The organism is Mycobacteriales bacterium (genome assembly GCA_036497565.1).
Lineage (GTDB): Bacteria > Actinomycetota > Actinomycetes > Mycobacteriales > QHCD01 > DASXJE01.
This window is the reverse complement of record DASXJE010000100.1, coordinates 1-8497: the sequence shown is the minus strand read 5'-3', so window position 1 is coordinate 8497 and position 8497 is coordinate 1. Positions and strand designations below refer to the sequence as shown.

Below are 8497 nucleotides of genomic sequence, written 5' to 3'. Positions count from 1 at the left end.
CCTACGCGGAGCGCTACCCGGAGCGGGTGACCGCCATGGTCCTCGCGTCGGTGACGATGACCCGCCCGGCCGACGTGCACTGGCTCTACCACGGCGTCGGCATGTTCTTCCCCGAGGAGTGGCAGCGGTTCCGGAACACGGTGCCGGAGTCGGACCGCGACGGTGACCTCGTCGCGGCGTACGACCGGTTGCTCAACGATCCCGACCCTGCGGTGCGGCAACGGGCCGCCGACGAGTGGTGCGCCTGGGAGGAGGCGGTCGTCTCACTCGAGGGCCTGCCGCCCAATCCGCGGTACGACGACCCGCGCTTTCGGCTCGGCTTCGCCCGCACGGTGGCGCACTACTTCGCCCACGCCGCCTGGCTCGAGGACGGCCAACTGCTGCGCGACGCCGGGCGGCTCGCCGGCATCCCCGGCGTACTGATCCACGGCCGACTCGATCTCGGTGGTCCGCCGGTGACGGCGTGGGAGCTCGCCGAGGCCTGGCCCGAAGCGACGTTGCACTTCGTCGAAAGCGGTCACCAGGGTGGTCCGGACATGAGCGATCTGATGATCGACGCGATCGACCGCTTCGGCGCGCTGTAGCCGCAGCCGCGCGGACAGAACCCACTAGTAGTGGGTTTTGTACGGCGACACGCCGTGCCAGGTGACCAAAACCCACTAGTAGTGGGTTTTGTCCACGGCGGCTCCCGGCATCAACGTCACGTTGAGGTTCAAGCGCTCAAACCCTGAATGTCCCGTTCACGTGGAACGGGACCTCGGCCGGGCGGTGAGGATGCGGGGACCGTCGTCGGTGACGGCGATGGTGTGCTCGACATGCGCGCCCCGGCTCCCGTCGCCGCTGCGCAGTGTCCAGCCGTCGTCGTCGACGATGTAGTCGTCGTGTCCACCGGCGAGGAACCACGGCTCGATGGCGATGACCATGCCGGGCCGGAGCCGCTGGCCGCGGCCGGCGGTCCCCTCGTTCGGCACCGACGGGTCCTCGTGCATGGTCCGGCCGACCCCATGGCCGCCGAAATCGGTGTTGATCCCGTAGCCCGCGGCCCGACCGACGACACCGACGGCTGCGGAGATGTCGCCGAGCCGGCCGCCCACCACTGCGGCGGCTATCCCCGCCGTGAGAGCACGCTGCGCGGCGTCGATCAGGGTCTCGTCGTCGGCCCTGGGTCCGCCGACCGTGAACGAGATCGCGGCGTCACCGACCCAGCCGTCGACCTCCGCGCCGCTGTCGATGGAGAGCAGATCGCCATCAGCCAGCCGGTAGCTGTCCGGGATTCCATGCAGTACGGCGTCGTTGACGGACGTACAGATCACCGCGGGAAACGGCCTCGGGGCGAACCCCGGCTGGTAGTCCAGAAACGGCGAGGTGGCTCCGGCCTGGTCGAGCACCTCCCGCGCGACGAGGTCGAGGCTCCGTAGGTCGACGCCGACGTCTGCCTGCCGGCGGACCGCGGCGAGGATGTCCGCGACCACCGCGCCGGCCGCCGCCATCGCGTCAATCTCCCCGGGCGTCTTCAGCTCGACCATGCCGTCCTCCCGACGTACCTCCGACCGGCGAAGCCGGATCATTGTCCCATCCCGGACAGACCGCAGCCCCGGCGCGTGAGCCGATCACCCACGCCGGGCCGGGGCCTTGGGTCGGAGTGTCTGAGTACCGACGCCAATCACGTTACGTGACTGTCCGACTACAAGCGACTTGGACGAGCGGGTGACCCGAGTGGCCCCGGCTACTCGCGTTGCGCCTTCATCATCGCCCGGGTGGCGAAGGGGGAGTAGCGCGGTGTCCACGCCGCCAAGCCGGCGGCCGCGAGCAGTCCGGCCGAGCCGATGACCGTGATGCCGGCCGCCAGGGTCCACACCGTCGCGACGATCGACACGACCACCGGGCCCGCGGCGTTGCCCGAGTCGCTCATCACCCGCCAGATCGACAGGAAGCGGGTGCGGTTGTCGGTCGGGGCGACGTCGGCGCCGATCGTCATCATGATCCCGGAGCCGATGCCGTTGCCGAAGCTCATGACGATGGCCACCCCGGCGAGCAGCCACTCCCCGCTCGTCAACGGCAGCAGCATCATCGCGACACCCACGATGATCATCGACGGCATCGCAACGGCGAGTCGGCCGTACCGGTCCATCACCTTCCCGGCCGGATAGAACAGCGCCATGTCGACGGCGCTGGCGATCCCGAAGATGATGCTGGTCTTCTCCGGACCGAGACCGATGTGTTCCGCCCACAGTGGCAGCACGGTCTGACGCGCCGCCCGTACGGCGCCGACCGCGAGGACCGCGAAGCCGAGCGTCGCGAACAGGCGTCGGTGGGCGGTGAACATCGCCCACGCGCTGACCCCGCCGCGCACGGCGGGCGGGCGGTCATCGGCCCGGGCAACGTCCGGGATGACGACGAGGAGCACGGCGGCCGTCGACGCGGTGATCATCGCGACGATGAAGGCACCCTTCAGACCGACCAGCCCGATCGCGAGGGCGCCGACGAACGGCCCGATGAACAGCCCGATCCGATGCGATCCGCCGAGCGTGGACATCGCCCTGGCGCGGAGGTCGACCCGCACGACCTCGGTCAGATACGACTGGCGGGCGAGGTAGTACGTCGCATTGCACATCCCGATCACGGTCAGCGCGAGACCGAGGACAACCAGCGACTGGGCCATGAGGCAGCCGAGCAGCGCGAGTACGGCGACGCCGGCGGCCGCGATCATCGCGTGCCGGTCGCCGATCCGGTCGGCCAGCCAGGCCGACGGCACGTCACCGAGCACCTGCCCGATGCCCAGCAGTGCCAGCATGTAGCCCGCGGTGCTCGGCGAGGCGCCGACGTGGAGGGCGGTCAGCGCGATGATCGGCGCGATGGCCCCGTTGCCGATCTCGTAGACCATCGCCGGCAGGAAGACCGACGGAGCGATCGATCGCAGGGTGGCCGTCGACGGTTCGGAGCTCGACATGCTGGTCCGGCTCGACGACTCGACCATCTCGCGAGGCGCGCCTCTCCCGTGCGGCATCTGGCTCCCGGACGATCCGCCGGGCAGCACGCCGGGAGTGGACCGCAGGCCAGAGCTTACGCAACTGGTCAGAGATGCTTAGCGAGGGGCAAGATAATGTGATGCGCGCATCAGTGCGGATCAGAGAGCGCACAACGGAAGATCTCCCGCGGTGCGCCGCCGTACTTCGGGCGGTCCACGAGGACTCGCGCTACCCGGTCGTCTGGCCGGACGACGTCGAACGGTGGCTGACGCCGCGAACGATGGTGCAGGCGTGGGTGGCGACCAGGGACGGTGCGGTCGTCGGACACGTCGCCCTCGGCGTCCTATCCCAGGCCGACGGCACCCGGTTCGGCTCGATCGAGCGGCTTTTCGTCGACCCGGCCCGCGGACGCGCGGGGATCGGGCGGCGGCTGCTCGCGCACGGACTTGCCGACGCCGGGCACCGCGGGCTGCCGGTCGAGCTCGATGTCGCCGACGGCTCCGTCGCGGCGATCAGCCTCTACGAGCGGCTCGGGTGGCGGCTGGTGCGCCGCGCGCCGATCTCGTGGGGCGGTGACCACGCGTCCTCGGTCCTCACGTTCCATCCACCCGGTCAGGCGTAGGTCGGTCCGGCACATAGGTCGGTCAGGCGCGGGTCGGGTCATCGCCGCACCGATGACTTTCTCCGGGCATCGGCGTTTCACCTGTATAACGTCGGAAGCCTCCGACCTGACGAAGAGGATCGCTTTATGGACTGGACTCTCGAACTCGTGCTGGTGCCCGTCGCGGACGTGGACCGGGCCAAGGCCTTCTACACCGAGCAGACGGGCTTCCATCTCGACGTCGACCACAGCGCCGGTGAGGATTTCCGCATCGTCCAGCTGACTCCGCAGGGATCGGCGTGCTCGATCGTGCTCATGAAGAACACCGAGACCGCGGGCGCCGCGCAGGGCCTGCACCTCTGCGTGTCGGACATCGAGGTCGCCCGGTCAGAACTCGTCGGACGCGGGGCCGAGGTCAGCGAGATCTTCCACTTCGGACCGGAGGGGCAGACGCCAGGACCGGACCCGGAGCGCGGCAGCTACAACTCCTTCCTCTCCTTCAACGACCCCGACGGCAACGGATGGATGGTCCAGGAGGTCAAGCGGTCGGCAGTGCCGGCGACGTGACGACGACGGAGGCGGACTTCGCCGACCTCACCGAACGCCACCGCCGCGAGCTGCACATCCACTGCTACCGGATGCTGGCGTCGTACGACGAGGCCGAGGACGCCGTGCAGGAGGCGCTGTTGCGGGCGTGGCGGGCCCGCGACAGCTTCGACGGGAGCTCGCTGTTTCGGGCCTGGCTCTACCGCATCGCCACCAATGTCTGCCTCGACATGATCCGGCGCAACGCACGTCAACCGACTCAGGTGCGTTCCTTCGCCGAGGTGCCGTGGCTGCAGCCCTACCCGGACCGGATCCTCGACGAAGCCGCTCCGTCCGCGGAGCAACCGGAAGCGGTCACCGTCGACCGGGAGACGATTGCACTGGCGTTCGTCGCCGCGATGCAGGCACTGCCGCCGAGACAGCGGGCGACGTTCGTCGCCCGCGACCTGCTCGGCTGGCCGGCCGGGGAAACGGCATCGCTGCTCGAGACCACCGTCGCCGCCGCCAACAGTGCGCTGCAGCGGGCCCGCGCGACGATGCAGGACCGGCTGCCCGCGCGGCGGGCGGAGTGGTCGAGGCCGACGGTGAGCGACGAGGAGAAGGTGTTGCTCGAGCGGTTCATCGCCGCGCACGAACGGTGCGACGCGGCGGCGGCCATCGCCGTCTCGGCCGAGGACATCCGGGTCACCATGCCGCCGAATCCGTTCGTCTTCGACGGGATCGCCGGGATCATGCCCCTGCTGGAGCGGGCGTTGGGCGAAGACAGGGACGGTGACTGGCGGCTGCTGCCGACCGCGGCCAACCGGATGCCGGCGGCCGCGAGCTACCTTCGCCGGACCGGTGACTCGACGTACCGGGCGTTCAAGGTCGACGTACTGCGCATCGACGCCGGTGTCATCGCGGAGATCACGACCTTCGGCCCCGCGCTCCTCCCGGCCTTCGGACTGCCGCCGACCCTGTGACCGCGGTGGGGGATCGCGCGGCCGGCCTATCGAACGACGCTGTAGAGAATGCCGTCGTGCCACTGCCCGTCGCGGAAGGCGACGTGCCGGAGCGTCCCTTCCTGGGTGAAGCCGGCCTTCTCCAGCGCCCGTTGCTCGGCGAAATTGCTGGCCTCGGTGTAGGCCTCGATACGGCTGAGCAGCGTTCGCTTGAAGAGATACGTGACCATCAGCTGATGGGCACGGGTCCCGACTCCGCGGCCCCGCTCCGATCGGGCGAGGTGAATCCCGAGGGTCCAGCATGGTTGACCGAACCACTGGTGCCGATCCCAGGAGATGGTGCCCGAGCGCTCCTCCCCGCGGGCGATCAGGACCACTCCTCCGCCGTCCGTGATGAGACTGCGACCTGAGTCCCACCGTTGGCGCCACTCCCGAGGATCCCGGAAGCCCTGCCACAGGAAGGAGCCGGCGTCGACCGGGTCGCTGATCATGTCCTGCAGAAACGGCAGGTCATCCTCGCGTACCGGTCGCAGCACTACCTCGTCGTCCGTCACAAACACCGCATCCTACGTTCGACCGCCGGGCGGTCCTCCGCGCGCGGGTGGTCGGATCGACATCGGACGCTGTACTCGCAAAATCGGGCTGGATTTGCGAGTACAGCGTCCGATGATCGCCCGCGCTGGGTGCCGGCCTCGCATGATGCCGGGGGCAGGGGCTCGGTCGTCGTACGGCGAACGCGTAAGGCAAGGTTGGACGGGCGCACCTTCCCCCGACCGAAGGGACGACGGATATGAGCAGGGCCTACGGCTTTTCCGCTTACGGCGGTCCCGAGACCGAGACCTGGTTCGACCGGCCCGAGCCGGCGCCCGGTGCAAGCGAGTTGGTGATCAAGGTCCGGGCGGTCGGGGTGAATCCCATCGACGCCAAGGTGCGCAACGGCGTGATGGCCAACCCGGAGGCGTCACCGCACTTCCCGTTCGCGTTCGGCGCGGAGGCGTCCGGCGTCGTCGTCGCGGTCGGTTCCGACGTCGACGGGTTCGCCGAGGGCGAAGAGGTGATGGGCCGCGCCGCGCAGGAGCACGGCACCTACGCCGAACACGCCGTGCTGCGCGCGGACGCGACCTCGCACAAGCCGGCGCACGTCAGTTTCGTCCAGGCGGCGGCACTGCCCGTGGCCGGCGGCACGGCCTGGGACGTGGTCGAGAAACTCGGCGTCGTCTCGGGTGAGACGTTGCTGATCAACGGTATCGGCGGGGGAGTCGGGGTGATGGCGGCCCAGCTGGCCCGCGACCGCGGCGCGGCCGTGTTCGGAGCCGCCAGCGAGGGCAAGCGGGCGCTGGTGGAGAGCCTGGACGCCGTACTGGTGCCCTACGACACCGGCGACGTCGTCGCCCAGACGCGCGAGCTCCTGCCCGGTGGTGTCGACGCGATCCTCGACGTGGTCGGCGGCGAATCGCTGCGGCAGGTCGCCGTTCTGATCACCGATCCGGCGAGGATCGTCTCGATCGTCGATCCCGGTGTCGTGGAGCTGGGGGGACAGCTCGTGGTGTCGACCGCCGCGGGTGTTCCCGCCGTGGCCGACCTGGTCGCCGCCGGCAAGGTCGACCCCAAGGTGCTGCAGACCTACCCCTTCGACGAAGCGCCGCACGCGCTGCGGTCGGTGGAGTCCGGCCACGTGCTCGGCAAGGTCGTGATCGACATGGACCAGACCACCGAGTCATAGGCGGGCTAGCGGACCTCGCGGCTGACCAGCCGCTCCATCCGGCGGAGTTCGGTCGGGCGGATGTTGCGGTCGACGGCCCGGTGGTCGGCGACGGCAGGCAGCGCCGCGACCGCCTCGCGGCGGCCGGCGTGATCGACGAAGACCCGGGCGAGGCGGCGCCGTACCACCGAGGTCAGGGTGCGTACGGCGAGCGACGCGTCCGACTCGAACGCGCGCAGCACGATCCAGGTCAACGCCACGTCGGCGCCCGGCGCACCGACGGCGGCGTTGGTCCAGTCGATGACCACCGGTCCCGACGGCGGGAGCAGCACGTTGGCCGGGTGCAGGTCGAGGTGCAGGACCGCGTCACCCGGTGCGGCGAACGCCTTCATCCCGGGCAGGCCTCGGATCTCGTGCAGCCGGCGGTGCAGGTCGGCGAGTAGCCGGGCATGGCGATCCACCCGCCACGGTCGCCGTACGAGATCCTCGAGCATGGTCGGGCCGGTGATCCGCTCGAGCACCATCTCTCCGGGGCCGACCCGGTGCACCGCCGGCACGGGGTAGCCCGCCGCCCGGACGTGGTCCATCACCTGCGCCTCGGCGACGTAGGAGCGGTCGCGCGTCGCCCGGCGGAGCACCCGGTCCGGACCGAGCTCGTAGACGACGGTGTCGCGCCCGGCGGCCAGCCGAGGTCCAAGCTCGGCGTCGGGCACAGGTTCGTCGCTGACCAGCACGGGACAATCATGGCGACCTCGGGTACGCCGGCCCAGCCCGGCCTCTCGGACGCCCCGCGGAGTTGCGTCAACGCGAGGTTGACGGCCGCTCGATCGTCAACCTAGTGTTGACGCATGACGAACTCGCCCGTCTCCCTCGACAACCTCATCGCCTTCGTCGAGGCCCTCGACCCCAGCGGCGGGCCGCTGGACAACCTCTCGGCCGCCGTCGCCGTGTCCGTCCGCCTCGACGAGCAGTCCGACGCCCTCATCGGTCATTTCGTCGACCGGGCCCGTCGCTCCGGCGCGTCCTGGAGCCAGATCGGCGCCAGCATGGGCGTGTCGAAACAGGCCGTCCAGAAGCGTTTCGTCCCGCGGCTCGACGCCGACAACCTCGTGCCCGAGGACCAGCTGTTCACCCGCTTCACCCCGCGGGCGCGCAACGTCCTCGCCGCCGCCGGGCAGATCGCCGGGCCGGCGAACCCCATCGGCCCGGCCGAGATCACCGGTGGCCTGTTGACCGAGCCCGCGGGAATCGCCGCGACGGTCATCCACGGCGCGGGCCTCACCGACGAGCAGATCTACGCCGCCTTCGAGCTCGAGCCGGCCACCGTCGGCGGAGACGCCGACCCGGCCGCGCTCCGCGAGCTGGGATTCACTCCGGACGGAAAGGTCGCGCTGCGCGAGACGCTGCGCGCGGTGCTGCGACTGGGCCACAACTACGTCGGGACCGAACACCTCCTGCTCGGCGTCATCTACACCGAGGGCGAGGTCGCCCGGAAGCTCGAAGAGCTGGGGCTCGGCGCGGACTTCGCCGAGCAGGCGCTCGCGGCGGAGATCGCGAAGGTCAAGGCGCAGCGACAGGCCGGGTAGCGGCCCGCGCAGCGGCCGACGCAGTCAGGCCAGGTCCCCGGCCGCGGCGACGAAGCCGTCGCCGCGGTAGGTGACGGGCGTCGGGTCGAGCCAGTGGACGAGCGGGTCCTTCATGGCGAACGCGAAAAAGTGGTTGCCGGTCGGGTTGTAGT

General features: G+C 70.3%; 10 protein-coding genes. 6 read left to right on the top strand and 4 right to left on the bottom strand.

All coding sequences use genetic code 11. The annotated features are described in order from the left end of the window. Positions 1-584 (top strand): prolyl aminopeptidase (locus tag VGH85_08815; protein HEY2173895.1); only part of this gene is annotated, 584 nt, incomplete at its 5' end. 156 nt (positions 585-740) lie between these two features. Here the strand turns inward: VGH85_08815 and map are convergent. Together map and VGH85_08805 are read right to left on the bottom strand one after the other, a co-directional pair. Continuing rightward, positions 741-1526 (bottom strand): type I methionyl aminopeptidase, encoded by a 786-nt coding sequence (map, locus tag VGH85_08810; protein HEY2173894.1) that lies wholly within the window; start codon positions 1524-1526, stop codon positions 741-743. Between the two features lie 200 nt (positions 1527-1726). Then, positions 1727-2950 carry an MFS transporter gene (locus tag VGH85_08805; protein ID HEY2173893.1) on the bottom strand — a complete coding sequence of 408 codons (1224 nt, stop codon included), beginning with the start codon at positions 2948-2950 and terminating at the stop codon, positions 1727-1729. 158 nt (positions 2951-3108) lie between these two features. Here VGH85_08805 and VGH85_08800 point away from each other — a divergent pair, with 158 nt between their 5' ends. The 3 genes from VGH85_08800 (at position 3109) to VGH85_08790 (ending at position 5078) form a co-directional block, all read left to right on the top strand. Then, entirely contained in the window at positions 3109-3591 is a 483-nt protein-coding gene (locus VGH85_08800; GenBank protein HEY2173892.1) for a GNAT family N-acetyltransferase, read from the top strand. A gap of 126 nt (positions 3592-3717) precedes the next feature. Further along, a complete protein-coding gene (locus VGH85_08795; protein ID HEY2173891.1) occupies positions 3718-4137 on the top strand; it encodes a VOC family protein in 420 nt (139 codons plus the stop codon). Further along, a complete protein-coding gene (locus tag VGH85_08790; GenBank protein ID HEY2173890.1) occupies positions 4134-5078 on the top strand; it encodes an RNA polymerase subunit sigma-70 in 945 nt (314 codons plus the stop codon). Before VGH85_08795 ends, VGH85_08790 begins: the two co-directional genes overlap by 4 nt. Positions 5079-5104: 26 nt before the next feature. Here the strand turns inward: VGH85_08790 and VGH85_08785 are convergent, their stop codons facing one another. Then, on the bottom strand, positions 5105-5611 hold the full coding sequence (locus VGH85_08785) for a GNAT family protein (protein ID HEY2173889.1): 507 nt from the start codon (positions 5609-5611) through the stop codon (positions 5105-5107). 236 nt (positions 5612-5847) lie between these two features. Here VGH85_08785 and VGH85_08780 point away from each other — a divergent pair, with 236 nt between their 5' ends. After that, positions 5848-6780: an NADP-dependent oxidoreductase gene (locus tag VGH85_08780; GenBank protein HEY2173888.1), complete on the top strand. Its 933-nt coding sequence runs from the start codon at positions 5848-5850 to the stop codon at positions 6778-6780. Between the two features lie 5 nt (positions 6781-6785). On the opposite strand, the gene VGH85_08775 is transcribed toward VGH85_08780, so the two are convergent. After that, the gene (locus tag VGH85_08775; protein HEY2173887.1) at positions 6786-7493 is read right to left on the bottom strand and encodes a phosphotransferase; all 708 of its coding nucleotides are present in this window, start codon (positions 7491-7493) and stop codon (positions 6786-6788) included. A gap of 114 nt (positions 7494-7607) precedes the next feature. On the opposite strand from VGH85_08775, the gene VGH85_08770 reads away from it, so the two are divergent. Further along, positions 7608-8345, top strand: a complete 738-nt coding sequence (locus VGH85_08770) for a Clp protease N-terminal domain-containing protein (GenBank protein HEY2173886.1) — start codon at positions 7608-7610, stop codon at positions 8343-8345. Positions 8346-8497 lie beyond the last annotated feature (152 nt).